At 59.4% G+C, this 25,267-nt stretch carries 29 protein-coding genes (1 of these 29 only partly in view); 18 read left to right on the top strand and 11 right to left on the bottom strand.

Features of this window, described 5'->3' with window-relative positions; genetic code table 11:
* Both ACA069_RS00605 and ACA069_RS00600 read right to left on the bottom strand, forming a co-directional pair.
* Positions 1-1,191, bottom strand: the 5' portion of a protein-coding gene (locus tag ACA069_RS00605) for a CaiB/BaiF CoA transferase family protein (RefSeq protein WP_489881396.1). The gene continues 30 nt to the left of window position 1, outside the view; only the first 1,191 of its 1,221 coding nucleotides appear in the window; it begins with the start codon at positions 1,189-1,191; the stop codon falls past the left edge of the window.
* 13 nt (positions 1,192-1,204) lie between these two features.
* Positions 1,205-2,386, bottom strand: a complete 1,182-nt coding sequence (locus ACA069_RS00600; RefSeq protein ID WP_497615853.1) for an acyl-CoA dehydrogenase — start codon at positions 2,384-2,386, stop codon at positions 1,205-1,207.
* 158 nt (positions 2,387-2,544) lie between these two features.
* Between ACA069_RS00600 and ACA069_RS00595 the strand changes: the two genes are divergently transcribed.
* The 10 genes from ACA069_RS00595 to ACA069_RS00550 all read left to right on the top strand — a co-directional run bounded on the left by ACA069_RS00595 (position 2,545) and on the right by ACA069_RS00550 (position 12,382).
* Complete coding sequence (locus ACA069_RS00595; RefSeq protein ID WP_401270745.1) at positions 2,545-3,444, top strand: LysR family transcriptional regulator; 900 nt, start codon at positions 2,545-2,547, stop codon at positions 3,442-3,444.
* A gap of 434 nt (positions 3,445-3,878) precedes the next feature.
* Positions 3,879-5,000, top strand: a complete 1,122-nt coding sequence (locus tag ACA069_RS00590; protein ID WP_489881398.1) for a Re/Si-specific NAD(P)(+) transhydrogenase subunit alpha — start codon at positions 3,879-3,881, stop codon at positions 4,998-5,000.
* A 15-nt stretch (positions 5,001-5,015) separates the two neighbouring features.
* Entirely contained in the window at positions 5,016-5,336 is a 321-nt protein-coding gene (locus tag ACA069_RS00585) for an NAD(P) transhydrogenase subunit alpha part 2 (RefSeq protein WP_003187417.1), read from the top strand.
* Positions 5,336-6,769 carry an NAD(P)(+) transhydrogenase (Re/Si-specific) subunit beta gene (locus ACA069_RS00580; protein WP_187680757.1) on the top strand — a complete coding sequence of 478 codons (1,434 nt, stop codon included), beginning with the start codon at positions 5,336-5,338 and terminating at the stop codon, positions 6,767-6,769. The genes ACA069_RS00585 and ACA069_RS00580 overlap by 1 nt, the downstream gene beginning before the upstream one ends.
* Positions 6,770-6,983: 214 nt before the next feature.
* Positions 6,984-8,477 carry a succinyl-CoA:acetate CoA-transferase ScpC gene (gene scpC, locus ACA069_RS00575; RefSeq protein WP_489881399.1) on the top strand — a complete coding sequence of 498 codons (1,494 nt, stop codon included), beginning with the start codon at positions 6,984-6,986 and terminating at the stop codon, positions 8,475-8,477.
* A gap of 321 nt (positions 8,478-8,798) precedes the next feature.
* On the top strand, positions 8,799-9,014 hold the full coding sequence (locus ACA069_RS00570) for a DUF1127 domain-containing protein (protein ID WP_007911656.1): 216 nt from the start codon (positions 8,799-8,801) through the stop codon (positions 9,012-9,014).
* Between the two features lie 328 nt (positions 9,015-9,342).
* Complete coding sequence (locus ACA069_RS00565; RefSeq protein ID WP_489881400.1) at positions 9,343-9,660, top strand: DUF2388 domain-containing protein; 318 nt, start codon at positions 9,343-9,345, stop codon at positions 9,658-9,660.
* A 107-nt stretch (positions 9,661-9,767) separates the two neighbouring features.
* Complete coding sequence (locus tag ACA069_RS00560) at positions 9,768-10,076, top strand: DUF2388 domain-containing protein (RefSeq protein ID WP_187680755.1); 309 nt, start codon at positions 9,768-9,770, stop codon at positions 10,074-10,076.
* 27 nt (positions 10,077-10,103) lie between these two features.
* Positions 10,104-10,424, top strand: coding sequence for a DUF2388 domain-containing protein (locus ACA069_RS00555; RefSeq protein WP_034152281.1), 321 nt, complete (start codon positions 10,104-10,106; stop codon positions 10,422-10,424).
* On the top strand, positions 10,421-12,382 hold the full coding sequence (locus ACA069_RS00550; protein WP_497615848.1) for a DUF7844 domain-containing protein: 1,962 nt from the start codon (positions 10,421-10,423) through the stop codon (positions 12,380-12,382). The genes ACA069_RS00555 and ACA069_RS00550 overlap by 4 nt, the downstream gene beginning before the upstream one ends.
* Positions 12,383-12,553: 171 nt before the next feature.
* Here the strand turns inward: ACA069_RS00550 and ACA069_RS00545 are convergent, their stop codons facing one another.
* The 3 genes from ACA069_RS00545 to trpB form a co-directional block, all read right to left on the bottom strand.
* Positions 12,554-13,009 carry an anti-virulence regulator CigR family protein gene (locus ACA069_RS00545; RefSeq protein WP_497615846.1) on the bottom strand — a complete coding sequence of 152 codons (456 nt, stop codon included), beginning with the start codon at positions 13,007-13,009 and terminating at the stop codon, positions 12,554-12,556.
* A gap of 122 nt (positions 13,010-13,131) precedes the next feature.
* Positions 13,132-13,944 carry a tryptophan synthase subunit alpha gene (gene trpA / locus ACA069_RS00540; RefSeq protein ID WP_187680752.1) on the bottom strand — a complete coding sequence of 271 codons (813 nt, stop codon included), beginning with the start codon at positions 13,942-13,944 and terminating at the stop codon, positions 13,132-13,134.
* The gene (trpB, locus tag ACA069_RS00535; protein ID WP_497615844.1) at positions 13,944-15,176 is read right to left on the bottom strand and encodes a tryptophan synthase subunit beta; all 1,233 of its coding nucleotides are present in this window, start codon (positions 15,174-15,176) and stop codon (positions 13,944-13,946) included. The genes trpA and trpB overlap by 1 nt, the downstream gene beginning before the upstream one ends.
* Positions 15,177-15,289: 113 nt before the next feature.
* Here trpB and ACA069_RS00530 point away from each other — a divergent pair, with 113 nt between their 5' ends.
* Positions 15,290-16,207: a LysR family transcriptional regulator gene (locus ACA069_RS00530; protein ID WP_497615842.1), complete on the top strand. Its 918-nt coding sequence runs from the start codon at positions 15,290-15,292 to the stop codon at positions 16,205-16,207.
* Here ACA069_RS00530 and ACA069_RS00525 read toward each other — a convergent pair.
* A complete protein-coding gene (locus tag ACA069_RS00525) occupies positions 16,180-16,506 on the bottom strand; it encodes an ElaB/YgaM/YqjD family protein (RefSeq protein WP_042556998.1) in 327 nt (108 codons plus the stop codon). The genes ACA069_RS00530 and ACA069_RS00525 overlap by 28 nt on opposite strands.
* Before the next feature lie 156 nt (positions 16,507-16,662).
* On the opposite strand from ACA069_RS00525, the gene ACA069_RS00520 reads away from it, so the two are divergent.
* Together ACA069_RS00520 and ACA069_RS00515 are read left to right on the top strand one after the other, a co-directional pair.
* Positions 16,663-16,878 carry a dodecin gene (locus tag ACA069_RS00520; protein WP_003187305.1) on the top strand — a complete coding sequence of 72 codons (216 nt, stop codon included), beginning with the start codon at positions 16,663-16,665 and terminating at the stop codon, positions 16,876-16,878.
* A 128-nt stretch (positions 16,879-17,006) separates the two neighbouring features.
* Entirely contained in the window at positions 17,007-17,231 is a 225-nt protein-coding gene (locus tag ACA069_RS00515) for a DUF1161 domain-containing protein (RefSeq protein ID WP_401270763.1), read from the top strand.
* 78 nt (positions 17,232-17,309) lie between these two features.
* On the opposite strand, the gene ACA069_RS00510 is transcribed toward ACA069_RS00515, so the two are convergent.
* Positions 17,310-18,311, bottom strand: coding sequence for an LLM class flavin-dependent oxidoreductase (locus ACA069_RS00510; RefSeq protein WP_497615839.1), 1,002 nt, complete (start codon positions 18,309-18,311; stop codon positions 17,310-17,312).
* Positions 18,312-18,552: 241 nt separating this feature from the next.
* On the opposite strand from ACA069_RS00510, the gene ACA069_RS00505 reads away from it, so the two are divergent.
* Positions 18,553-18,984, top strand: a complete 432-nt coding sequence (locus tag ACA069_RS00505) for an OsmC family protein (RefSeq protein ID WP_401270766.1) — start codon at positions 18,553-18,555, stop codon at positions 18,982-18,984.
* Between the two features lie 260 nt (positions 18,985-19,244).
* Positions 19,245-19,502, top strand: coding sequence for a DUF1161 domain-containing protein (locus ACA069_RS00500; protein ID WP_489881407.1), 258 nt, complete (start codon positions 19,245-19,247; stop codon positions 19,500-19,502).
* A gap of 6 nt (positions 19,503-19,508) precedes the next feature.
* On the opposite strand, the gene ACA069_RS00495 is transcribed toward ACA069_RS00500, so the two are convergent.
* Together ACA069_RS00495 and ACA069_RS00490 are read right to left on the bottom strand one after the other, a co-directional pair.
* Positions 19,509-19,928 carry a PA0061/PA0062 family lipoprotein gene (locus tag ACA069_RS00495; protein WP_489881408.1) on the bottom strand — a complete coding sequence of 140 codons (420 nt, stop codon included), beginning with the start codon at positions 19,926-19,928 and terminating at the stop codon, positions 19,509-19,511.
* A gap of 40 nt (positions 19,929-19,968) precedes the next feature.
* On the bottom strand, positions 19,969-20,391 hold the full coding sequence (locus ACA069_RS00490; protein ID WP_497615836.1) for a PA0061/PA0062 family lipoprotein: 423 nt from the start codon (positions 20,389-20,391) through the stop codon (positions 19,969-19,971).
* 58 nt (positions 20,392-20,449) lie between these two features.
* On the opposite strand from ACA069_RS00490, the gene ACA069_RS00485 reads away from it, so the two are divergent.
* Positions 20,450-21,526 (top strand): aminopeptidase, encoded by a 1,077-nt coding sequence (locus ACA069_RS00485; RefSeq protein ID WP_497615834.1) that lies wholly within the window; start codon positions 20,450-20,452, stop codon positions 21,524-21,526.
* 55 nt (positions 21,527-21,581) lie between these two features.
* Here ACA069_RS00485 and ACA069_RS00480 read toward each other — a convergent pair whose 3' ends face one another.
* Positions 21,582-22,232, bottom strand: a complete 651-nt coding sequence (locus tag ACA069_RS00480; protein ID WP_497615832.1) for an HAD family hydrolase — start codon at positions 22,230-22,232, stop codon at positions 21,582-21,584.
* Positions 22,233-22,260: 28 nt separating this feature from the next.
* Positions 22,261-22,806 (bottom strand): gamma carbonic anhydrase family protein, encoded by a 546-nt coding sequence (locus ACA069_RS00475; RefSeq protein ID WP_187680741.1) that lies wholly within the window; start codon positions 22,804-22,806, stop codon positions 22,261-22,263.
* A gap of 89 nt (positions 22,807-22,895) precedes the next feature.
* Between ACA069_RS00475 and prlC the strand changes: the two genes are divergently transcribed.
* Positions 22,896-24,947, top strand: a complete 2,052-nt coding sequence (prlC, locus tag ACA069_RS00470) for an oligopeptidase A (RefSeq protein ID WP_497615829.1) — start codon at positions 22,896-22,898, stop codon at positions 24,945-24,947.
* Positions 24,944-25,234 (top strand): YheV family putative zinc ribbon protein, encoded by a 291-nt coding sequence (locus ACA069_RS00465; RefSeq protein WP_489881412.1) that lies wholly within the window; start codon positions 24,944-24,946, stop codon positions 25,232-25,234. Before prlC ends, ACA069_RS00465 begins: the two co-directional genes overlap by 4 nt.
* Positions 25,235-25,267: the final 33 nt, after the last annotated feature.

Genomic DNA, 25,267 nt, shown 5'->3' with positions numbered 1-25,267 from the left:
AACCGCACCCGCGCCCAAGCCCAGTACCCGCTGCAAAACCTCCAGCGTGTGCTCGCCCAATAAAGGAGGCGCCCGGTGATACTCGACCGGCGTCTCAGACAGCCGGATAGGGCTGGCCACCTGAGGCACCATCCCCGCCAACGCATGCGGCAACTCAATCGCCAACCCACGCGCCTTCACTTGCGGATCCTCGAACACCTGGGACAGATCATTGATCGGTCCACACGGCACACCAGCCTGCTCCAACTGGGCCACCCATTCAGCCGTGGTCTTGAACACCGTCGCCTGCCGGATGAGGGGAATCAACACCGCCCGGTTCGCCACCCTCAGCTTATTAGTAGTGAAACGCGGATCATCAGCCCACTGTGGCTGCCCCGCCACTTCAGCGAACTTGCGGAATTGCCCGTCATTACCCACGGTCAGAATGAAATCACCATCAGCCGTCGGGAAATCCTGATAAGGCACGATGTTGGGATGTGCGTTACCAAGACGCTTGGGCGCATTGCCCGTAGTCAGGTAGTTCATCGCCTGGTTAGCCAGGCAGGCGACCTGCACATCCAGCAATGCCATATCAATGTGCTGGCCACCGCCATCGTGATCGCGATGAGCCAGTGCCGCGAGGATCGCCACCGCTGAATAAAGACCGGTCAGAATATCCGTCAGCGCCACACCGACCTTCACCGGCCCGGCGCCCTCATCACCCTCAGGCCGGCCGGTCAGACTCATCAGCCCGCCCAGCCCCTGGATCATGAAGTCATAGCCCGCGCGCTTGGCGTAAGGCCCGGTCTGACCAAACCCCGTGATCGAGCAATAAATCAGATCCGGATTGATCGCCTTCAGCGATTCATAATCCAATCCATAAGCCGCCAGTCCACCCACCTTGAAGTTCTCGATCAGGATGTCGGACTTGGCCGCCAGTTCCCGCACAAGCTTCTGCCCTTCCGGGCGGGTGAAGTCGATGGTCACCGATTGTTTGTTGCGGTTGGCCGACAGGTAGTAAGCCGCTTCTGACGTGCTCTCGCCATAAGCATCTTTAAGGAACGGCGGCCCCCAGGCGCGCGTGTCGTCACCATTGCCCGGGCGCTCGACCTTGATCACTTCGGCGCCAAGGTCGGCGAGGATCTGCCCGGCCCACGGCCCGGCCAATACTCGCGATAAATCCAGTACCCGCAGATGCGACAGCGCGCCCATGGTCGCTCTCCTATTAATAGAACGCCTGCAGACCGGTTTGCGCACGCCCCAGGATCAACGCGTGAACGTCGTGAGTCCCTTCATAGGTATTCACCACTTCCAGGTTAACCAGATGACGGGCCACGCCGAACTCATCGGAGATACCGTTGCCGCCCAACATGTCGCGCGCCATACGGGCGATATCGAGCGACTTGCCGCACGAGTTGCGCTTCATGATCGAAGTGATTTCCACGGCAGCCGTGCCTTCATCCTTCATGCGACCCAGACGCAGGCAGCCTTGCAGCGCCAGAGTGATCTCGGTCTGCATGTCGGCCAGCTTCTTCTGGATCAACTGAGTGGCGGCCAATGGGCGACCGAACTGGTGGCGATCCAGGGTGTATTGGCGGGCGGTGTGCCAGCAGAACTCAGCAGCACCCAGTGCGCCCCAGGAAATGCCGTAACGCGCGGAGTTGAGGCAAGTGAATGGTCCTTTCAGACCGCGCACGTCCGGGAAGATGTTTTCTTCCGGTACGAATACGTTGTCCATCACGATCTCACCGGTGATCGAAGCACGCAGGCCGACCTTGCCGTGAATCGCCGGCGCACTCAGCCCCTTCCAGCCCTTCTCCAGTACGAAGCCTCGAATGTCGCCGGCATCGTCCTTGGCCCACACCACGAACACATCGGCGATCGGGCTGTTGGTGATCCACATTTTCGCGCCGGTCAGGCTGTAGCCACCGTCGATCTTGCGTGCGCGAGTAATCATCGCTCCCGGGTCAGAACCGTGGTTAGGCTCGGTCAGTCCGAAGCAACCGATCCATTCGCCGGACGCCAGTTTAGGCAGGTATTTCTGTTTCTGGGCTTCGGTGCCGAATTCGTTGATCGGCACCATCACCAGCGAGGACTGCACGCTCATCATCGAACGATAGCCGGAATCGACACGCTCCACTTCACGGGCAATTAAGCCGTAGCTGACATAGTTGAGGCCGCTGCCACCGTATTGCTCAGGGATGGTTGCACCCAACAGGCCGACTTCGCCCATCTCACGGAAGATCGCCGGGTCAGTCTTCTCATGGCGGAAGGCTTCGAGGACACGCGGTGCGAGGCTCTGTTGAGCGAACTGCTCGGCGGTGTCGCGGATCATGCGCTCTTCCTCGGTGAGCTGTTGATCCAGCAGCAGGGGATCGATCCAGTTGAAGCTAGCTTTACCGCCCATGAGTGTGTCCTCGCAAATCGGGTGAATTAACGTGGCATTGATCCTAGGCGCGGTTAGCCGTCGCAGCAAACGAGGATTTCGCATTCTGTTGTGCTAATTTCTCACTCCGAAACGTCGCTGAATGCCTTTTACGCGGCGCATTAGTGAGATTGACGTATATGCGCAGGAAGATCCCTAGCACCACCGCCCTGATCAGCTTCGAAGCCGCCGCTCGCCACGAGAGCTTCACCAAGGCCGCCGAAGAACTTTCACTCACGCAGGGCGCCATTTGCCGACAGATCGCCAGCCTTGAGGATTTCCTCAGCGTGGAACTGTTCCGACGCTCACGACGCGGTGTGAAGCTGACCGAAGCAGGACTTTCCTACAGCCGCCGGGTGGCCACGCAACTCGATGCGGTGGAGCGCGATACGTTGTCAGTGATGGGCCAGCAGGGCACCAATGTGATCGAGTTGGCGGTGGTGCCGACCTTCGGCACGCAATGGCTGCTGCCAAGGCTCAAGGATTTCCAGCTCAAGCATCCGGAAGTCACCGTCAACCTCACCAACCGCACTCGCCCGTTCCTGTTTGCCGATACCGACTTCGACGCGGCGATCTACTTTGGCGATGCTGACTGGTCCGGTACCGAATCCCACAGGCTGATGGGCGAAAATCCGATGCCGGTGTGCAGCCCCGCCCTACTCGGCAACAAGACACATCTGACAGCCGATGAGATTGCCGAACTACCACTTCTACAGCAGACCACTCGCCCTTACGCTTGGCGCCAGTGGTTCTACTCGCAACACCTGAATATCCCTCGCGACATGACAGGCCCGCGCTACGAGCTATTCTCCATGCTGGCTCAGGCGGCCATGCACGACATGGGTATCGCGCTGATCCCACCGTTCCTGATCCAGCGCGAATTGGCCGAGAACCGCCTGGTGATTGCCAACCCGCAGGCACTCTCCAGCATCAAGGCGTATTACCTGATGATTCCGGAGCGAAAGGTCGAATCGGCGTCTCTGAAGGCATTTCGCGACTGGTTGGTAAATCAAGCGCAGAGCTACAGCCTAGAGGGATAAAGGCTCACAGCCATACCTAACCCCGTAGTCAGAAAACCAAAAGCCCTACAGATATAAGTATTTGTCGCATATTCAGCGACTGTATCCGAAAGCCGTACAGACGTCCCACAAGCGCCTGCCGACGTGGCTTTGAGCCTTCACGCGCGACTCATCACGGCTTATTCACGTCGCCGATGAGAAATTTTTTCAAATTCAGCCAGAATCCTTACAAGGCACGGCCTGCAAGGGATTCAACCGGTTATCTGCGACATTCGGTCACGGGATGACTTGTAGTTAATTTTCCGTCACCCGTCATAATCCCTTGAAGGGCATAAAGTTCGCCTGCAAAATGCCGCGCCCCGCCCTGATTTGGCGGGATCGTGCTGATCGGCCGCCCCAGTCGCACCATCCGCAGTGCCTGGGTTTACTCAATAAGATCACGCAGGAGATTTGACGTGCACATTGGTGTTCCTCTCGAAACCCAGACCGGTGAAACAAGGGTTGCTGCAACCCCGGAAACCATTAAAAAGCTGATCAGCCAAGGTCATAAGGTCACTGTGCAAACCGGCGCCGGCGTTAAAGCCAGTGTTGTCGACAGTGCCTATGAAGCGGCAGGCGCAACCATTGGCAGTGCCAACGATGCGTTTGGCGCCGAGCTGATTCTCAAAGTGGTCGCCCCAAGCGACGCCGAACTGACGCTGATCAAGCGCGGCACGGTGCTGGTTGGCATGCTCAACCCGTTCAACAACGAAACCATAGCCAAAATGGCCGAGTGCGGGATTACCGCGTTCGCCCTGGAAGCGGCGCCGCGTACCTCTCGGGCGCAGAGTCTCGATGTGTTGTCGTCCCAGGCGAACATTGCCGGTTACAAAGCTGTGTTGCTGGCCGCTCACTACTATCCACGCTTCATGCCGATGCTGATGACTGCTGCGGGCACCGTGAAAGCGGCGCGCGTGCTGATTCTCGGTGCCGGTGTGGCCGGGTTGCAGGCGATTGCCACGGCGAAACGTCTGGGTGCGGTGATCGAAGCGTCCGACGTGCGTCCGGCGGTCAAGGAACAGATTGAATCTCTCGGCGCCAAGTTCGTCGACGTGCCTTACGAGACCGATGAAGAGCGCGAATGCGCGGTCGGTGTCGGCGGCTATGCGCGGCCGATGCCAGCGAGCTGGATGCAGCGTCAGGCCCAGGCCGTACATGAACGCGCCAAGCAAGCCGACATTGTCATCACCACTGCACTGATTCCGGGCCGCAAGGCGCCGACGCTGTTGAGCGCAGAGACAGTGGCGCAGATGAAACCGGGTTCGGTGGTCATCGATCTCGCCGCCGCGCAGGGCGGCAACTGCCCGCTGACCGTGGCCGACCAGATCGTGATCGAGAACGGCGTAACCATCGCCGGCCCGACCAATCTGGCCGGTGAAGTCGCGGCAGACGCCTCGGCGCTGTATGCACGCAACCTGCTGGACTTCCTGAAGCTGGTCTTCACTAAAGAAGGTCAGTTCGACGTCAACCTCGAAGACGACATCGTCGCCGCGTGCCTGATGTGCCGCGACGGCCAAGTCATCCGCAAAAACGCCTAAGCAGGGATTCAGACGATGGAAGAGCTTATCTCCCCCGGTATCTACAACCTGATCATCTTCGTGCTGGCGATTTATGTCGGTTACCACGTGGTCTGGAACGTTACACCTGCGCTGCACACGCCTTTGATGGCCGTCACCAACGCCATTTCCGCGATCGTGATCGTCGGCGCCATGCTGGCCGCCGCTCTGACCGTTACGCCGCTGGGCAAAACCATGGGCACCCTGGCCGTGGCACTGGCTGCGGTCAATGTGTTCGGTGGCTTCCTGGTCACTCGCCGCATGCTTGAGATGTTCAAGAAGAAAGCCCCGAAAGTAAAAGAAGAGGCGCCGAAGTAATGAGCATGAATCTCGTCACGACGCTCTACCTGATCGCGTCGATCTGCTTTATCCAGGCCCTCAAAGGCCTGTCGCACCCGACCACTTCGCGGCGCGGCAACCTGTTCGGCATGCTCGGCATGGCGCTGGCCATCCTCACCACCGTCGGCCTCATCTATAAGCTCGGCGCTGAGCTGGCGACTGCAGGTATCGGTTATGTGATCGTCGGCCTGCTGATCGGCGGCACTGCCGGCTCGATCATGGCCAAGCGCGTTGAAATGACCAAGATGCCGGAACTGGTCGCCTTCATGCACAGCATGATCGGCCTTGCGGCTGTGTTCATCGCCATTGCGGCGGTGGTCGAACCGCAATCGCTGGGCATCGTCAAACAACTGGGCGACGCTATTCCAGCGGGCAACCGTCTGGAGCTGTTCCTGGGCGCGGCGATTGGTGCAATCACCTTCTCCGGTTCGGTGATCGCTTTCGGCAAGTTGTCGGGCAAGTACAAGTTCCGTCTGTTCCAAGGCGCACCGGTACAGTTCGCTGGCCAGCACAAGCTGAACGCGGTGTTGGGCCTGGCCACGCTGGCTCTCGGCTTGACCTTTATGTTCACCGGCAACCTCACCGCGTTCGCGCTGATGCTGGCGCTGGCGTTCGTGATGGGCGTGCTGATCATCATCCCTATCGGCGGCGCCGACATGCCGGTGGTGGTATCGATGCTCAACAGCTATTCCGGCTGGGCGGCGGCGGGTATCGGCTTCTCGCTGAACAACTCGATGCTGATCATCGCCGGTTCGCTGGTGGGCTCGAGCGGTGCGATCCTCTCGTACATCATGTGCAAGGCGATGAACCGCTCCTTCTTTAATGTACTGCTCGGCGGTTTCGGCAATACGGTGGACGCTGGCCCGGCCGGCGCGAAAGAAGCGCGTCCGGTGAAGTCCGGTTCGGCTGATGACGCAACCTTCCTGCTGACCAACGCCGACACCGTGATCATCGTGCCAGGCTACGGTCTGGCGGTGGCGCGCGCGCAGCATGCACTGAAAGAGCTGACCGAGAAGCTGACTCACCGTGGCGTGACCGTGAAGTACGCGATCCACCCAGTGGCCGGGCGGATGCCTGGGCACATGAACGTCCTGCTCGCCGAGGCCGAAGTGCCTTACGACCAAGTGTTCGAGATGGAAGACATCAACTCCGAGTTCGGTCAGGCAGACGTGGTGCTGGTGCTCGGCGCGAACGACGTGGTCAACCCGGCCGCGAAGAACGATCCGAAGTCGCCGATTGCCGGCATGCCGATTCTCGAAGCATTCAAGGCCAAGACCATCATCGTCAACAAGCGCTCGATGGCCAGCGGCTATGCCGGTCTGGACAACGAACTGTTCTATCTTGACAAGACCATGATGGTTTTCGGCGACGCGAAAAAAGTCATCGAAGACATGGTCAAAGCGGTCGAGTAACTCTGCACTGCAACATCGAACGCCCCGACTTGTCGGGGCGTTTTTGTTTGCGCAAAGCGTCGGACAATATGCCGCGTTGTTGCAGATCCGGTAACGATGTTTTACTTGAAACCCGCTAAATAGACGCCTCTTTTGCGACCTTGGTAGCGGGACAGGCGCCCGTCAAATTCACTAGACTGCGCATCCTGCTACTCGCTACCCGAGAAAATAATCCATGTACCGTGACCGTATTCGCCTGCCTTCGTTGTTGGATAAAGTGATGAGCGCCGCCGACGCCGCCACACTGATCGAAGATGGCATGACCGTCGGCATGAGCGGCTTCACCCGCGCCGGCGAAGCCAAAGCCGTCCCTCATGCACTGGCTGAGCGAGCCAAGGTCACGCCGCTGAAAATCAGCCTGATGACTGGCGCGAGTCTGGGCAACGACCTCGACAAGCAACTGACCGAGGCAGGCGTCCTGTCGCGCCGCATGCCGTTCCAGGTCGATAGCACCTTGCGCAAGGCGATCAACGCCGGCCAAGTCATGTTCATTGACCAGCACCTTTCGGAAACCGTCGAGCAACTGCGCAACCAGCAACTGAAGCTGCCGGACATCGCCGTGATTGAAGCCGTGGCCATCACCGAACAGGGCCACATCGTGCCGACCACCTCCGTGGGCAACTCGGCGAGCTTCGCGATTTTCGCCAAACAGGTGATCGTCGAGATCAACCTGGCGCACAACGCCAACCTCGAAGGCCTGCATGACATCTATATCCCGACCTATCGTCCGACGCGCACGCCGATCCCGCTGGTAAAAGTCGACGACCGTATCGGCAGCACCGCGATCCCGATTCCGCCGGAGAAGATCGTCGCCATTGTCATCACCCAGCAAGCGGATTCGCCTTCGACCGTGTCGTCGCCGGATGTCGACACCAACGCCATCGCCGACCACTTGATCACCTTCTTCAAGCAGGAAGTCGATGCCGGGCGCATGACCAACAAACTCGGCCCGTTGCAGGCCGGGATCGGCAACATCGCCAACGCGGTGATGTGCGGCCTGATCGACTCGCCGTTCGAAGACCTGACCATGTACTCCGAAGTGCTGCAGGATTCGACGTTCGATCTGATTGATGCCGGCAAGCTGAGCTTCGCCTCGGGCAGTTCGATCACCTTGTCGGAACGTCGCAACAGCGACGTGTTCGGCAATCTGGAGAAGTACAAGGACAAACTGGTTCTACGCCCACAGGAGATTTCCAACCATCCGGAAGTGGTGCGGCGCCTGGGCATCATCGGGATCAACACGGCGCTGGAGTTCGACATCTACGGCAACGTCAACTCCACCCACGTCTGCGGCACACGGATGATGAACGGCATCGGCGGCTCCGGCGACTTCGCGCGCAACGCGCATCTGGCGGTGTTCGTGACCAAGTCGATTGCCAAGGGCGGCGCGATTTCCAGCGTGGTGCCGATGGTCAGCCACGTTGACCACACCGAGCATGACGTCGACATTTTGGTGACCGAAGTGGGTCTGGCAGATCTGCGCGGCCTGGCACCTCGGGAGCGTGCGCGGGTGATCATCGACAATTGTGTGCACCCTGATTATCGCCAGGCGTTGAATGATTACTTCACTGCAGCCTGTGCAATCGGCGGTCACACCCCGCACATCCTGCGCGAAGCGTTGAGCTGGCATATCAACCTGGAAGAAACCGGGCGCATGCTGAAGGTGTAATTCGCACAGATATTCCACTGGCGCAAACACAGCTTGCGTCAGTGGGATTCTAAAAACCCCAGACCTGCCAAAAACTGTACTGCTGTACCGGTCTATTCCTACGGCTATTCCCTACAAATTCTTCGAAATCAGGTTAAAACGCACCACTTAAGTGCGGACAGGTACAGTTTGCTCGATTTTGACCCATACACCCCCTATAAACAGTTAACTGGTCACTCACAATACAGTTGAACTGTATCTAGAGAGACTGGCCAAACGAGAGGATCATGGGCACCAGTCAAACCACTACCTGATCCCGCCACAAGCGGAAGGATGTCAACCATGGAACGTACACTCAGTTCCGAACTGTTCTTCGAAGACAAAGCTGTAAACACCCAGGCTTCCCTGCCTCTGCGCGTTATCGCCAACCTGATGTTGTGGCAGCGCCGCATCTCCAGCCGCCACCAACTGGCTCGTCTGGATTCGCGTCTGCTGGCTGACGCCGGTATCAGCGAAGCACAACGCTACGAAGAGCTGAGCAAGCCGTTCTGGCGCTAAGTAGCGTCGCTGGCTCTGGTCGTTAGACCCACCGCCAGCAACCCGAATTGAACAAACAGAACCCGTCGCGGGAAACCGCGACGGGTTTTGTCGTTTCAGCGCCGTGAAAACCCAAACAAGTACAGTTAGATAAAAACTAAAATACACCAGCACAATTTAAAGGCGCCACTCAAGGCTGTCCGTGAACACGTCATTCGTCACAACGCTTTCCTCGCTCGCACCACCAAGCCTAATATCAACGTAGAACGTGGCGAATGCTGTGCAACTGGCGTCTGACTCCCAGATACCGAGCCACCTCTCTATACGGTTTATCCACAGGAGTTACACCATGTCCCGTCTTCGTCTGCTCAGCGCTGCCGCCCTGCTGGCCGCGGCTGCCAACGCCAGCGCCACCAGTTTCATCGTGACTACCGATGCTGTCGTCGGTGCCCTGAAGTCCTCGTCCGATGCCACTTCCGACGTCACTTCGTCCTTCCGTGACGACAAAATCGTGCTTGCTGCCCGTGACGACGCTGCCAGCTTCGTGGCCAGCGAAGGCGACATCCGTGGCGTGAAGCTGGAAAGCGCGCTGGATCACATCCGTCATCAGGCGCCACAACTGCAAGCAACCGACGCACAGTTGGCTCAAGCCATTCTGACGATCTAAGCGATTGCGGTATCGCGGGACACGCCGGTCGTGTCCCGATGTTTCGGCGCTGGCTCTAGAACAGGCATTGCGCTAGCCTTGCGGCTCGCCAACCGTTACCGAGTCCCATGCGTTTTCTTCAAAATCTGCTTTTCCCATCTGTATTGTTAACAGCCTGCTGGACGACGTCGGTCGATGCCTTCGATATGTCGACACAGAACACCGTCGTCAGCGTTTGGGCGACCGGCATGGTGTCTTCCGCGCCTTTCGACCGTAAACTGCTGCTCGCCGCTCACGATGATGCGGCAGTGTTTGTTGCCAGTGACGGAGAACTGCGAGGCGCTCGACTGGAATCCGCACTGCACTACCTGCGCAAAACCCGGCCGAAACTTCATGTAAGCGACCTTGAACTGGCGCAAGCAATTCTCGTCCAATAGCTATCTTTGTCCTTCCGGAGTCGTTCCATGCGTAGCCCGCTGATTGCTGCCGCCCTTGGCCTGTTTTTGTTGGCCGACGTGGCCCAGGCGCACACCCTGGTAGCCACCAGTAACATCATCGTTCGTGCCTCCCAGCGCACTATCGATTTCACATCCGATACCACCACATCGATTCGCGACTCGAAAATCATCCGCGAAGCCCACGACGACGCCGCCAGTTTCGTTGCCAGCAACGGTGATATCCGTGGTGCGCACCTGGAAGCCGCGCTCAACACCTTGCGTACACGCGTGCCAGAAGCGCGTGACGCCAGTGATCAGGTACTCGCCGAAGCCATCCTCGCACTGTGAAGTCACTCGGCGCCTGGCTACTGGCCGGGGCGTTGTTGCTGCTTGGCAACAACGCCTACGCCGGCCTGCAATTACGGCTCAAGACCGACGGTCTGACGCCCGCCCAACAACAGGCCAGTCAGGCGCTGATCGATGAAGCCATGCAGGCACTGCCGCCGAGCTTCATCGAGCGGCTGGATCGGCGCATCGATGTCGGCTGGACCGACGACATGCCCGGCAATGCCTATGGCCAGGCCACGCTGGTCGCCGAACTTGATCTGAACCGCAAACTGCTCGCCAGTCTCACCGATGGCAGCGCGGCCAAAGAAAAAACCAATCGCCCCCACGGCACTGTGCGTCAGGAACTGCTCGCCACGGTGCTGCACGAAATCACCCACATTTATGACCGCGCGCGTTTGTGGCCGAGTGCCGAACGCACGCTGATCCAGCGTTGCACCCGGCGCTTCAACAGCGCCGGGCTGATCGGCATTCCCGATGAGTGCCGTGGCCAGAACGGTCGCCGCTTCACTCTTAGCGACGACCCGCGCCTGCTCGACCTTGCCGGTTGGCAGCAATACGTCGGCCGTCGCGGCGAACGCGAGCAACATAATCGGCAGATCGCTCGCAGCCCGGATCTTTACGAGATCTCCAGCCCGAAAGAGTTTGTCGCGGTCAACATGGAGTATTTCCTCCTCGACCCGAGCTACGCCTGCCGCCGCCCGGCGTTGTATCGCTATTACCAGGAACACTTCGGCTGGGCACCACCGGCGCCGAATTCCTGCGCCAAGACCTTTGCGTTTCTGAACGCCGGCAACGACTTCGCCAAGCAACCATTGGGGCAAGTCGACCCGGAACGTGTCTATGCAGTGGATTACCTGCTCGCCGAGGCCAATCAGAACTGGGTCAGCCGTTGGGGCCACAGCATGTTACGTCTGGTGATCTGCGCGCCCGGTCGGCCACGTGGCCCGGATTGCCGGCTCGATCTGGATCAACATCTGGTGCTGTCGTATCGCGCCTTCGTTGGCGATGTGCAGTTATCGAGCTGGGACGGACTGGTCGGCAAATACCCGTCCCGGCTGTTCGTCCTGCCACTGGCGCAGGTCATCGACGAATACACCAAGACCGAACTGCGCAGCCTCGCCTCGGTACCGCTGAACCTGTCACGCAGCGAGATCGAAGGCGTGGTCGAACACGCCGCCGAGATGCATTGGAGCTACGACGGCAACTACTTCTTCCTGTCCAACAACTGCGCGGTGGAAGGCCTGAAACTGTTGCGCAGCGGCAGCAACAACGCGCAGTTCATCGGCCTGGACAGCATCATGCCCAACGGATTGCTGGAAGTGCTCAAAGGCCGTGGGCTGGCCGATACCAGCGTGCTGGATGATCCGAAAGAGGCGCTGCGTCTGGGTTATCGCTTCGATTCGTTCCGCGATCGCTATCAGGCGATGTTCGACGTATTGAAGAAGCAATTGCCGATCAAACAGAACACTGTTGAAGAATGGCTTTCGTTGACCGCCGAACAACGCCGTGAATGGTTCGAGCGCGCCGACCTGCGCACTAGCGCTGCACTGTTGCTGCTCGAGCAAGCGAGTTATCGCCGACAGTTGCTGCTGGCACAGGATGAGGTCAAGCAGCGTTACCTCGGTGCGCGCGAGCTGGAAAACGGCGGGATGGACAAGGCCAACGCGACCTTGCAGGAAATCCTCGCCAACAGCGGCTTCCTCAGTCGTCCAGCTGAACTGCTTGATTCCAAGGGTTACGGTCTGCCGCAACCGAGCGAATTCAGCCGACTGGAAGCGGAAAGCAGCCAACGGCAGAAAAAGCTGTTGGCACTATCCGGCGATCTGGACACGGAGGTGCGCAAGCTGCTGGAGCCCAAGCGCGCTGCCGAGATTGCCGCCAGTGAGACCAACGTGAAACAGATTGGCGAGCATTTGCGCAAACTGCACAAAGCCTCCGGTGGACTGGAACTGCCCTGATACAAGGGTGGGCCCCAAATCCTTGTGGTGAGGGGATTTATCCCCGACCGGCTGCGCAGCAGTCGCTATCCCGGCGAGCGGGTTATGTCTGAATAACCGCGCTTGCAGGGTTTGGGACTGCTACGCAGCCCATCGGGGATAAATCCCCTCGCCACAGGTGATCTCTTCAGATCAGTACAAAACCCCATCCAGGATTTCATAAACGATCCCGGTGCCCACCGCGATCAGCACGATATCACCGCCAGCCCGGCGCCATTCATAGCCCGGATAGACCGGCAAACGACCTAACGCACGACCATCCAGACGCTCGCCGTAATAGCCGTGCGGCAACGGCCGGCCACGCTCCAGATGGATGCCCGGCGGTGGCGGTGCTCCGCGCACGAAGTAGCCGTGATTGTCGCGGATGGTCTGGCGCACCGGGCCGAAGTCGCGCGGTGGCGGACCACCACGGTGGTCGCTCTGCGGGCCACGGTGACCGTCCCCGCGATTGTCCCCGCGGTTATCGTAGTGACCCTGTTGTGAGCCGCCGCGGTCATGATCATCGCGCTGATCGGCAGTGGCCAGCAGCGGAGTCGCGCTGATCATCAGCACCCCCAATCCGGCAACCAGACGTTTCGGCATTTTCATTCGGTCTTTCCTCACTGCACTGACAGCAAAAAGGGCTTCAGAACGTAGTCCTGAAGCCCTCGATCTTGCTCATTTAGTCTGTGCCGCGAGGTGCTAATTCCTCTGTATCAGGAACTTTACCTTCAGCTGACGCGGGCCTTACGCACGCCTTCGGACAAGGCCGAGCAAAGGCTCAACACACCGTCGATGGCCTGATCCGGCGTGGTCGCGTTGGCGATGTGATCGATCAGAGCCGAACCCACCACCACACCGTCGGCCAAGCGTGCGATGGACGCCGCTTGCTCCGGTGTGCGGATACCAAAACCGATGCTGATCGGCAGATCGGTATGACGGCGCAGGCGAGTAACCGCTTCTTCGACGTGCTCCAGGGTCGCAGCACCTGCACCGGTCACACCGGCCACTGATACGTAGTAAACAAAACCGGAACTGCCGTTGAGCACCTTCGGCAGACGTGCGTCGTCGGTGGTCGGCGTGGTCAGGCGAATGAAATCCAGACCGGCAGCCTGGGCCGGGTCGCACAGTTCTTCGTTGTGCTCTGGCGGCATGTCGACCACGATCAGGCCATCAACGCCGGCCTCTTTCGCGTCGGCAATAAAGCTCGGCACGCCATACATGTGGATCGGGTTGAAGTAGCCCATCAGCACCAGCGGGGTATCGCTGTTGTCTTCACGGAATTCGCGAACCATTTGCAGGGTTTTCGCCAGGTTCTGCTTGGCGCCCAGCGCACGGATGTTCGCCAGTTGAATCGCCGGGCCGTCGGCCATCGGGTCGGTGAACGGCATGCCCAACTCGATCACGTCGGCACCGGCTTTCGGCAAGCCCTTGAGGATCGCCAGCGAAGTGTCGTAGTCCGGATCACCGGCAGTGACGAAGGTCACCAGCGCGGCACGATTCTGCTCTTTGAGTTCGGCAAAACGGGTTTGCAGGCGGCTCATCAGTGTTTCTCCTGCTTCGACTGTTCCATGTGGTGCATCACGGTCTGCATGTCTTTGTCGCCACGGCCGGAGAGGTTGACCACCATCAGGTGATCCTTCGGCAGTTTCGGTGCGCGTTTGAAAACCTCAGCCAGGGCGTGGGCGCTTTCCAGTGCCGGAATGATCCCTTCCAGGCGGCAGCATTTGTGGAACGCTTCGAGGGCTTCGTCGTCAGTTACTGAGGTGTACTGGACGCGGCCGATGTCATGCAACCAGGCGTGTTCAGGGCCGATGCCCGGGTAGTCAAGACCAGCGGAAATCGAGTGGGCGTCGATGATCTGGCCATCGTCGTCCTGCAAGAGGAAGGTGCGGTTGCCGTGCAACACACCCGGCACACCGCCGTTGAGGCTGGCCGCGTGCTTACCGGTTTCGATACCGTAACCGGCGGCTTCAACGCCGATGATTTCAACGCTCTTGTCGTCGAGGAACGGGTGGAACAGGCCCATGGCGTTGGAACCACCGCCGATGCACGCCACCAGGCTGTCCGGCAGACGACCTTCCTGAGCTTGCAACTGGTCACGGGTTTCCTTGCCGATCACGGCCTGGAAGTCGCGAACCATTGCCGGATACGGGTGCGGGCCAGCTACGGTGCCGATCAGGTAGAAAGTGCTGTCGACGTTGGTTACCCAGTCACGCAGCGCTTCGTTCATCGCATCTTTCAGGGTGCCGGTGCCGGCAACCACCGGGATCACTTCGGCGCCCAGCAACTTCATGCGGAACACGTTGGCTTGCTGACGCTCGATGTCGGTGGTGCCCATGTAGATCACGCAATCGAGACCGAAACGCGCAGCCACGGTGGCGGTCGCCACGCCGTGCATGCCGGCGCCGGTTTCAGCGATGATGCGTTTTTTGCCCATGCGCCGTGCCAGCAGAATCTGACCGATGCAGTTGTTGATCTTGTGCGCGCCGGTATGGTTCAGCTCTTCGCGCTTGAGGTAGATCTTGGCGCCACCGCAGAATTCGGTCAGGCGCTCGGCGAAGTACAGCGGGCTCGGACGTCCGACATAGTCACGCTGGAAGTAGGCCAATTCTTCTTTGAATGCCAGATCTTCCTGGGCCGTTTCGTATTCGCGGGCCAGATCGAGGATCAACGGCATCAGGGTTTCAGCCACGTAGCGGCCACCGAACGAACCGAACAGGCCGTTGGCGTCAGGGCCGTTACGCAGATCGGAGTTGTGCGAAGTCTGGGTCATGATTTGCTCCAGGTGAATTCGGTCAAAAGACAATGACGCCTACTCTACCCCTGACCTTCTAGACTGAAAACCGATAAGATCGCCGCAACCTGTCAGGAAAACTCACAGATACCATGAGCCACGACCTTCCCCCGTTGAACGCTTTGCGCGCCTTTGAAGCCACCGCGCGGCTGAACAGCGTCAGTCAGGCTGCCGAGCAGCTGCACGTTACCCACGGTGCAGTAAGTCGCCAGCTCAAAGTGCTGGAAGAACACCTTGGCGTCAGCCTGTTCATCAAGGATGGGCGCGGCTTGAAACTCACAGATGCCGGTGTGCGCTTACGCGATGCCAGCGGCGAAGCGTTCGACCGGTTGCGCAGTGTTTGTGCGGAGCTGACGCAAACCACCGCCAATGCGCCGTTCGTGCTCGGCTGCTCTGGAAGCTTGCTGGCGCGCTGGTTTATTCCGCGATTGGGGCGTTTGAATGCCGATCTGCCGGACTTGCGCCTGCACCTCTCGGCCGGTGAAGGCGATCTCGATCCGAGGCGTCCGGGGCTGGATGCGCTGCTGCTGTTCGCTGAACCGCCATGGCCGGCGGATATGCAGGTGTATGAACTGGCTGCCGAACGCATTGGCCCAGTGCTGAGCCCGCTGTTCAGCGGCTATCAACGCCTGCAAACGGCATCTGCCGAGGCCTTGCTTGATGAGCCGCTGCTGCACACGACATCCCGTCCGCAAGCCTGGCCAAGCTGGGCACAGCAAAACCACCTCGACGCAAAAGCGTTGAAGCTCGGGCAAGGTTTTGAGCATTTGTATTATCTGTTGGAGGCAGCAGTTGCGGGACTTGGCGTGGCAATCGCGCCGGAGCCGCTGGTTACCGAGGATTTGAAGGCGGGTCGCCTGGTTGCGCCGTGGGGCTTCTGTGAAACCCCGGCGCAACTGGCGTTGTGGCTACCCAAGCGCGCCGCAGATGGGCGCGCCCGGCAACTGGCGCAATGGCTCAAGAATGAGCTGCGCCAGAGCGATCACTCGCCGCGCTTGAACAGCAAGTAAGCCGCGAGCAGACCCAGTGCACCGACCGCCACACCGGCAGTCGTCCATGGATGTTCCTGAGCGTAATCGCGGGTGGCGATCCCGGTCTCACGGGTTTTCACTTTGACTTCTTCATAGGCATCGCTGAGCAGGTGACGCGAATGTTTCAGCGCACTTTCAGCATTGCTTTTCAGCGCCTTGAGGGTTTTGCGCGACTCGTCGGAAGCATCGTCTTTGAGGCCTTCCAACGACTTGAGCAGACTCTCGATCTCCGCTTCCATGCTTTGCAATGAGGCTTTACGTAAAGAGGTGTTGGCCATGGTGGCTCTCCTGCATTGGTGATGAGTGGCGTGTGTTGATTGGGACTTCAGCGGTTTGAGAAAGTGCAGAAAATCTGAACTTCGCCTGCGCGGCAGCGCCGAAATCAACAGAGCAATTCACCGCTAGTCTCAATTCCACACGCCAAGGAGATCGCCATGAGTGACCATCACACGTACAAGAAAGTCGAACTGGTCGGTTCGTCCGCCACCAGCATCGAAGACGCCATCAACAACGCGTTGGCTGAAGCCAACAAGAGCATCAAGCACCTTGAATGGTTTGAAGTGACCGAGACCCGTGGCCACATCAAGGACGGCAAGGCAGCGCACTTTCAAGTGACTTTGAAAGTCGGGTTCCGCATCGCCAGTAGCTGAGTTTGGTCTACGCTTCTGAACTTGCGCGCTGGCCGAGTGCCATAGGAATGGCAAAGCGCTACAGGGTGGGCGCATCGGGTGGATGACCCGATGCCCGCCTCCTTTAATCCGACCAGGGAGTGCAACCGATGAAGAAGTTCATATTGGCAGTAGGTTTGTTGAGCCTTGCGGGTGGTGCGTTTGCTGCCGGCAAGCCTTGTGAAGAGTTGAAAAGCGAGATTGCGGCGAAGCTGGATGCCAAGAGCGTTTCCGGGTATTCGCTGGAGATTGTTGATAAAGGCGCAGCGGCTGGCGACAAGGTTGTTGGCACCTGCGAGGGCGGCACCAAGGAAATCGTCTACAAGCGCGGTTGATAGTGCCTGAAATGCAAAAGCCGACGTGAATGCGTCGGCTTTTTTGTGGCTGATGATTTTTCCAATTCAGGGGTTGAGTCAGCCCTTCATCACCTGCGCCAGCAACTCGTAGGAATGCACGCGATCAGCGTGTTCATACAAATCGCTGGTGAATATCAGCTCATCCGCCTGAGTCTGTTCAACCAGCACCTCCAGCTTGGCGCGGATCTTCTGCGGACTGCCGACCATCGCCAGACCGAGGAAGTCACCTACCGCCTCACGCTCATGGGGCAGCCACAGGCCGTCCATGGTTTTCACGGGCGGACGTTGCACCAGGCTTTGCCCACGCATCAACGCGAGAATGCGCTGGTACACCGAGGTCGCCAGGTAATCCGCTTGTTCATCGGTATCGGCCGCCACCAGCGGCACACCGAGCATCACATACGGCTTGTCCAACACCGCCGACGGCTTGAAGTGATTGCGATAGACACGGATTGCCTCGTGCATGAAGCGCGGTGCGAAGTGTGAGGCGAAGGCGTAAGGCAAACCGCGTTCACCGGCCAGTTGGGCACTGAACAGGCTGGAACCGAGCAGCCAGATCGGCACATTGGTGCCGGTGCCGGGCATCGCGATTACCCGCTGATCCGGGGTGCGCGGGCCGAGAAAGCGCGCCAGCTCGGCAACGTCCTCGGGGAAATCATCGGCACTGCCGGAACGCTCACGGCGCAGGGCGCGGGCGGTCACCTGATCGGAACCCGGCGCGCGGCCCAGACCGAGGTCGATCCGCCCCGGATACAGGCTTTCAAGGGTGCCGAACTGCTCGGCGATCACCAGCGGCGCGTGGTTGGGCAGCATGACTCCGCCGGAGCCGACACGAATCGTCGACGTACCACCGGCCAGATAACCCAGCAGCACCGAAGTCGCGGAACTGGCGATGCCATCCATGTTGTGATGCTCAGCTACCCAGAACCGCGTGTAGCCGAATTTCTCGACATGCTGCGCCAGGTCCAGCGAGTTGCGCAGTGACTGCGCCGGGCTGCCGTTTTCGCGCACTGGCACCAGATCGAGGGTGGAAAATTTTACGTCTGAGAGTTGCTTCATAAACCTGCTTCTCCGAGTGAGGAGGCAGGTTTTTCTTGCGAACGAAAACCTGCCGAATCCATAAGCGTGTTTTGTGCAATGTGGGCATATACCCGAATTTCAATAGCACAGGCGAAATTTCCTACTAAAAAAGTCAACCATTCAGATGAGCTGAACTTTGTTCCGGCGTCTATCCTCAGAAGCCTTGTAAGCAAAAACCACGACGGCGCGGCGTTCCGCACCAGATCTTGAGGAGGCAGACATGGCTATTGTTAAGAAAGCATCCGCACATTGGGCAGGTGATCTGAAAACCGGCATCGGCTCGATCTCCACTGAAACCGGCGTCCTCAGAGAAGCTCCCTACGGCTTCAAGGCCCGCTTCGAGGGCGGCAAAGGCACCAACCCCGAAGAACTGATCGGCGCTGCGCATGCCGGCTGTTTCTCCATGGCGTTTTCGATGATTCTCGGCGATGCAGGCCTGACAGCCGACAGCATCGACACCAACGCCGAAGTCACGCTTGATCAGGTTGACGGTGGTTTCGCCATCACGGCGGTGAAACTCATCCTCAAGGCAAAAATCCCGGGGGCGACTCAGGCGCAGTTTGAAGAACTGAGCAACAAGGCCAAGGAAGGGTGCCCGGTGTCCAAGGTTTTGAATGCCAAGATCACCCTTGAGGCTTCGCTGGTCGGCTGAGTCATCGCTGACCGGGTCTGACGCTATCGCGAGCAGGCTCACTCCTACATTTGATCTCCAGCGGGCACATTGATTGTGAACAACCGAGATTCCCTGTAGGAGTGAGCCTGCTCGCAATAGCCATCTAAGCGTCACCAAAAATCTGAAACCGAAAACACGAGTTGTGAGCGAAGTCAGAACCCGCTCTGGCAAAGCGTGGTCGAATAAGTGACAGCAGCTTCAGCGCACGCCCGTGCGCGCTGCCTCAAGGAGCTACATTGATGAAACGTATTGGCTTGGCGATCCTCTGCAGTGCACTGGCCACATCGGTTCTTGCCGCGCCCGACGCGCCGGGCGCCATCAAACACTGCGAAGAACTCAAGAACGAAATCGAAGTCAAGATTCAAGCGAATGCCGTACCCTCCTACACCTTGGAAATAGTTTCCAAAGTAGAAGCGGACAAGCACGACGTAGCTATGGTCGTGGGTACCTGCGACAACGGCACAAAAGCGATCATCTATCAGAAAAACGATCGCTGATATCGCTCAGGGCACGCAGTTGACCTGCCGTTCCTCGGCAACGATCTGCCCCTGGCGGTTTAGCAACCGGGCGCTTGGCGTAAAGGCCAATGACCGGGCTTCGAGCCGATAACGTTGCCCTGCCTGGAAATGATCGTAGCGCAGGGTCATGTAGCAAAGGCGCTCCTGCGGATCAGTGTCCATGCCCTGACCACCGCCGAATATCTCGAAATCAAAACGCACCGTCAGCTCATGACTACCCGGCGCGACTTGAAAGAAGCGGCCATCCTGCAAGCGCACATTGTCCAGCCGTTCGGCCATCAGCACCTTGCCGCCCGGCGTGGGCATGGCGAAGTCGACCCAGGCTTTGCCGGGGTCCGCCGCCGGCATCGGGCTCTGGCAACCGGCAACCACACTTGCAGCGAGCAACAGCGTCAACCTGCGCATGATCAATGTCCTTTGGATTGGGCAACCAGCATAACGCCGATCAGGTCTTCTGACAGCCTGCCGGCGTGCCCTGCCCCACGACCTTGCGCTGCTCGTCATACAGCTTGGCCCATGGGCGGAATCCGATACTGCCGGCCTGCAACTGATAACGCTGGCCAGCGTTGAAATCCTTGAATTTGACGCTCAACTGGCAATCGCGCCATAGCGGCTCGGCATCGGGGCCGATATTGGTCGCGTCAACCGGAAACTGATAACGCACCTTCAGTTCATGGCTGCCCGGCTGCACCTCGAAGTAACGTTTGTCGACGGCAGCCTTGCTGTCGACCTGCAGCGCTTGCAGCGCCGTGTCCTGTTGCCTGGCATTCAGATCGATCCAGGCTTGCGAAGGGTCTGGATCGGGCATTCCGAATCCGGCACAACCGGCCAGCGTCAGCAGGCCTCCTGTCAGCATCAACATGCGCATAGCGAAGCTCCAATGGGCGGGATAGTCTTGCGGGCAGACTTTCCAGGGGTTTCTTATTTTGATCAGGCCGCTTCCAAGCCATCGGTTACTTGATCGCGTTTTTCGGATTTTGTTTCCGGGTGTGATGCTTTTGTTGCTCAACGGTTGTTCCAGCGTCAGCTATTACAGCCAGTTGGCCGGTGGTCAGTTGCAATTACTGGGGGCGCGGGAACCGGTGGCAGAGGTGATTGCCGACCCGAATCGCGATGCGAAACTGCGCACGCGTCTGGCCCAGTCGCAAAAGGCCCGGGCCTTCGCCAGCGAGCACCTGCATCTACCGGATAACCAGAGCTATCGCTTGTACGCGGACATTGGCCGGCCGTTTGTGGTGTGGAACGTATTCGCCACCCAGGAATTTTCCCTGACCCCGCAAAACCATTGCTTCCCGATTGCCGGGTGCGTGGCTTATCGCGGCTACTACAGCCAAAGCGCGGCGCGGGGCGAAGCGGCGATTCAGCGCCTGCAAGGCATGGACGTGTCGATGGGTGGCGTCGAGGCCTATTCGACGCTGGGCTGGTTCAACGATCCGATCCTCAACTCGATGATGGGCTGGGGCGACGAACGCCTGGCCACGCTGATCTTTCATGAATTGGCCCATCAACGCGTCTATGTGAAGGACGACACTGAGTTCAACGAGTCCTTCGCCACGTTTGTCGAGCAGGAAGGCACGCGGCAGTGGCGCGCGTTTCGTGGGTTGCCTCCGGATACCGATTCCAAGCTCAAGCAGCGTGATCAGTTCATCGAGTTGGTGCTGAATACGCGTTCACGCCTGGAAAAACTCTATGCCCAGCCGCTGCCCGTCGAGCAGATGCGTGAGCGCAAAGCGGCAGAGTTCGAGCAGTTTCGCCGGGATTATCGGCTGATGCGAGACGGCCAGTGGGCCGGGGACAAACGTTATGACGCTTGGGTCAATGCGCCGCTGAACAATGCGCGGCTGTTGCCGTTTGGGCTGTATGACCAATGGGTGCCGGCGTTTGCTGCTTTGTTCAGGCAGGTTGGGGGGGATTGGCTGAGGTTTTATGCTGAGGTCGAGCGGTTAGGGGGGCTCCCTGTCGCGGAGCGCAAAGCGGCATTGAAAGCGCTCGCAGAGCGCTAAGTCCGTCAGTGACCGAACTGGCCTCATCGCTGGCTTGCCAGCGATGGCGTACTGATTAGCGCCGCATAAATGCCTGATGCAACTCGGCCAGCGTTTCAAAGTGGAAGGTAGGCGCTTCGGCATTCAACTCTTCAAAACTGCCAAACCCATACCCCACCGCCGCTGCATCCAGCCCGTTGCTGCGCGCGCCGATCAGGTCATGCTTGCGATCGCCAATCATCAGCGTATTCGCCGGATCCAGCCCTTCCTCGGCCACCAGATGAGCAATCAGTTCAACCTTGTTGGTCCGTGTGCCATCCAGCTCACTGCCGTAAATCATCTTGAAGTGCCGCGCAAAGTCGAAGTGCCGGGCAATCTCACGGGCAAACACCCACGGCTTGGACGTCGCGATATACAACTGCCGCCCCTGCCCGCTGAGGGTTTCCAGCAACGGCGTAACACCCTCGAACACTTGGTTCTCATACAGACCGGTGACCCTGAAGCGCTCACGATAGAAATTCACCGCCTCCCACGCCTTGGCCTCGTCAAACCCATAAAACTGCATGAACGCCTGCAACAGCGGTGGGCCGATGAAATGTTCCAGTTTGGTCAGATCCGGCTCGTCGATGCCGAGTTTGCCCAAGGCGAACTGGATGGAACGGGTGATGCCCTCACGCGGGTCAGTCAGGGTGCCATCGAGGTCGAACAGTACGGTCTGGTAATGCATGAGAAATCCTGAGCAGGTGTAAGTCGATTCAGAGCTGGTCGTAGCCTTCGGCCAGGTGCAGGTCCTTGAGCTTCACGTAGTTCGCCGCGCTGTAGGTGAAGAAGGCGTTTTCCTTTTCGGTCAGCGCACGGACCTGTTTCACCGGGCTGCCCACGTACAGAAAACCGCTTTCCAGGCGTTTGCCCGGCGGCACCAGGCTGCCGGCGCCGATGATCACATCGTCCTCGACCACCGCGCCGTCCATGACGATGCTGCCCATGCCGATCAGCACGCGACTGCCAACCGTGCAGCCATGGAGCATGACTTTATGGGCGATGGTCACGTCGTCGCCGATCAACAGCGGGAAGCCGTCCGGGTTGAACGGGCCGGCGTGGGTGATGTGCAACACGCAGCCGTCCTGCACGCTGGTACGCGCACCGATGCGGATGCGGTGCATGTCGCCACGAATGACTGTCAGCGGCCAGACGGAGCTGTCTTCGCCGATTTCGACGTCGCCGATCACCACCGCCGAAGCGTCGACAAACGCGCCTTTGCGCAACTGCGGGGTGTGATTCTGGTACTTGCGAAGGGGCACGATTAGTTCTCTCTCTGTCGCCGATAGCTGCGGTGAGTGTCGATTGTAATTAAGATGGGCGCATGTTTCTTCCAGCCAAGGTGCCAACCGTGAGCGTGAACAACCCTCTTCTGCAGTCCTACGACCTGCCGCCGTTCTCCACGATCCGTGCCGAGCACGTGCTGCCAGCGATCGAAACCATCCTCGCCGACAACCGCGCCGCCATCGCCGATATCCTCAAAACCCAACGCCAGAACCCTACCTGGGCCGGCCTGGTGCTGGCGATGGACGAACTCAATGACCGTCTCGGTGCCGCATGGAGCCCAGTCAGCCACCTCAACGCCGTGTGCAACAGTGCCGAACTGCGTGAAGCCTACGAGTCGTGCCTGCCGGCCCTGAGCGCCTACTCCACCGAGATGGGCCAGAACCGCGAACTGTTCCAGGCTTATGAAGCACTGGCCAACAGTCCGGAAGCCGCCGGTTTCGATGTGGCGCAAAAAACCATTCTGGAACACGCCCTGCGCGATTTCCGTCTGTCGGGTATCGACCTGCCGGAAGCCGAACAGAAACGCTACGCCGAAGTGCAAAGCAAGCTGTCCGAACTGGGCAGCCGTTTCTCTAACCAACTGCTCGACGCTACCCAGGCCTGGACCAAGCACGTCACCGACGAAGCCGCCCTCGCCGGCCTGACCGATTCGGCCAAGGCGCAAATGGCCGCCGCTGCACAGGCCAAAGGCCTTGATGGTTGGCTGATCAGCCTGGAATTCCCGAGCTACTACGCGGTGATGACCTACGCTCAAGACCGTGCGCTGCGCGAAGAAGTCTACGCCGCCTACTGCACCCGCGCCTCGGATCAAGGCCCGAATGCCGGTCAGAACGACAACAGCCCGGTGATGGAAGAGATCCTCGACCTGCGTCAGGAACTGGCCAAGCTGTTGGGCTTCACCAGTTTCTCCGAGCTGAGCCTGGCGACCAAAATGGCCGAGTCCAGCGATCAGGTGCTGAGTTTCCTGCGTGATCTGGCCAAGCGCAGCAAACCGTTCGCCGCGCAGGACCTGCAACAGCTGCGCGCTTACGCCGCCGAACAGGGCTGCGCCGATCTGCAAAGCTGGGACAGCGGTTTCTACGGTGAAAAACTCCGCGAACAACGCTACAGCGTCGCCCAGGAAACCCTGCGCGCCTACTTCCCGATCGACAAAGTGCTGGGCGGTTTGTTCGCCATCGTCCAGCGTCTGTACGGCATCGAAATCGCCGAGCAGAAAGGCTTCGACACCTGGCACCCGGATGTCCGCCTGTTCGAAATCAAGGAAAACGGCCAGCACGTCGGCCGCTTCTTCTTCGACCTGTATGCCCGCGCCAACAAGCGTGGCGGTGCGTGGATGGACGGCGCCCGCGACCGCCGCCGCACTGCCGAAGGCGTGCTGCAAAGTCCGGTGGCCAATCTGGTGTGCAACTTCACCCCGGCCGACAGTGGCAAGCCTGCGCTGCTGACCCACGACGAAGTCACCACCCTGTTCCACGAATTCGGTCACGGCCTGCATCACCTGCTGACCCGCGTTGATCACGTCGGTGTTTCGGGCATCAACGGCGTGGCGTGGGACGCGGTCGAGCTGCCGAGCCAGTTCATGGAAAACTGGTGCTGGGAGCCGGAAGGTCTGGCGTTGATTTCCGGCCACTACGAAACCGGCGAGCCGCTGCCCCAGGATCTGCTGGAAAAAATGCTCGCGGCGAAGAACTTCCAGTCCGGCCTGATGATGGTGCGTCAGCTGGAATTCTCGCTGTTCGACTTCGAACTGCACGCCACACACGGCGATGGCCGCAGCGTGTTGCAGGTGCTCGAAGGCGTGCGAGACGAGGTTTCGGTGATGCGTCCACCCGCCTACAACCGCTTCCCGAACAGCTTCGCGCACATCTTTGCCGGCGGTTACGCAGCGGGTTACTACAGCTACAAGTGGGCGGAAGTGCTGTCGGCCGATGCGTTTTCGAAGTTCGAAGAGGACGGCGTGCTCAACGCTGAAACCGGTCGCGCGTTCCGCGAAGCGATTCTGGCTCGCGGCGGTTCGCAGGCGCCGATGGTGTTGTTCGTCGACTTCCGTGGTCGCGAGCCGTCGATTGACGCACTCTTGCGCCACAGCGGCCTCAGTGAGGACGCGGCAGCATGAGCGAGGGGCCTGTGATTACCAAAAGACGCTTTATCGCCGGGGCGGTCTGCCCGGCGTGCAGCGAGCCGGACAAGCTGATGATGTGGAACGAGGACACCGTGCCGCACCGCGAATGCGTGGCCTGCGGTTACTCCGACACGCTGAACGAGCAAGGGCTGTCGGTTCCAAAAGAGCTGGGCACGCGGGTCAACACCAGCGCGCTCAAGCCACCGCCGGACAAGAAGGTTCAGGCGGTGCAGTTCTTCCCCAACCCCAAGCTTGCGAAAAAGCCTGACCCGCAACAATGAGTCACTGCCACCTTCCGTCGCTAAGCGGTTGAA

The organism is Pseudomonas sp. LBUM1652, assembly GCF_059716105.1.
This window is presented reverse-complemented; position numbering and strand designations above follow the sequence as displayed.